General features: G+C 66.7%; 1 protein-coding gene and 1 pseudogene. Both read right to left on the bottom strand.

Features of this window, described 5'->3' with window-relative positions; genetic code table 11:
- Positions 1-773 (bottom strand): alpha-amylase family glycosyl hydrolase (locus ACZ7D7_RS33955; protein WP_470829400.1); only part of this gene is annotated, 773 nt, incomplete at its 3' end.
- Positions 770-1219: pseudogene (locus ACZ7D7_RS33950) on the bottom strand (alpha-1,4-glucan--maltose-1-phosphate maltosyltransferase); the annotation flags it as partial. The pseudogene ACZ7D7_RS33950 and the gene ACZ7D7_RS33955, both read right to left, overlap by 4 nt.

Genomic DNA, 1219 nt, shown 5'->3' with positions numbered 1-1219 from the left:
AGCAGCACCGTGTCCGGGTACTGCGCGTCGATCTCCTTGCGGACCCGCTTCAGGAAGTCGTGGGTGGCGGGCAGGTTCTCGCAGTTGGTGCCCTCGGCCGCGTACAGGTAGGGCACGGCGTCGAGCCGGTAGCCGTCGATCCCGAGGTCCAGCCAGAACTTCAGCGCGGCGAGGATTTCCTCCTGCACCCGCGGGTTCTCGTAGTTCAGGTCCGGCTGGTGGGAGAAGAAGCGGTGGAAGAAGTACTGGCCGCGCACCGGGTCGTAGGTCCAGTTGGACGGCTCGGTGTCGACGAAGATGATCCGCGCGTCCGGGTAGCCCTTGTCGTCGTCCGCCCACACGTAGAAGTCGCCGTACGGCCCGTCGGGGTCGCGCCTCGACTCCTGGAACCAGGGGTGCTGGTCGCTGGTGTGGTTCATGACGAAGTCGATGATCACGCGCATGCCGCGCTGGTGGGCGGCGTCGACGAAGTCCACGAAGTCGGCGAGGTCGCCGAACTCGGGCAGCACGGCGGTGTAGTCGGAGACGTCGTAACCGCCGTCCCTGAGGGGGGACTTGAAGAACGGCGGCAGCCACAGGCAGTCGACGCCGAGCCACTGGAGGTAGTCGAGTTTGGCCGTCAGGCCCTTGAGGTCTCCGACACCGTCACCGTTGCTGTCCTGGAAGGAACGGACCAGCACTTCATAGAAAACAGCACGCTTGAACCACTCGGGATCCCGGTCCCTGGCCGGGGTGTCCTCGAAGGTGTCCGGCACCGGCTCGTTGACAGTCATGACGTACCCGACCCTCCGTTCAGCGCCGCGGCCGACGACCGCCGGACGTGGAAGACGTGCGCGGGCGCCCGGCCGGGCTCGAGGCGCACGTAGTTGGTCCTGCCCCAGTGATAGGTCTCACCCGTCAGTTCGTCGTGCACCGGCGTGGACGCGTGCCAGTCCAGGCCGAGCTGCGGCATGTCCAGTGAGATCGTGGCCTCCTGCGTGTGGTGCGGATCGAGGTTGACGACCACCAGCACGACGTCCGAACCCTCGCGCTTGCTGTACGCGATCAGCGCGTCGTTGTCCGTGCGGTGGAAGCGGATGTTGCGGATCCGGCGCAGCGCCGGATGGTCGCGCCGGACTTCGTTGAGCCGGGTGATGAGGGGGGCGATGGTGCGGCCCTCGCGTTCGGCGGTGGCCCAGTCGCGGGGTTTGAGCTGGTACTTCTCCGAGTCGAGGTATTC

It is taken from the genome of Streptomyces sp. NPDC037054 (assembly GCF_055606745.1).
Note: the sequence above shows the minus strand (reverse complement) of the source record. Positions and strands in the feature narration are given on the sequence as shown.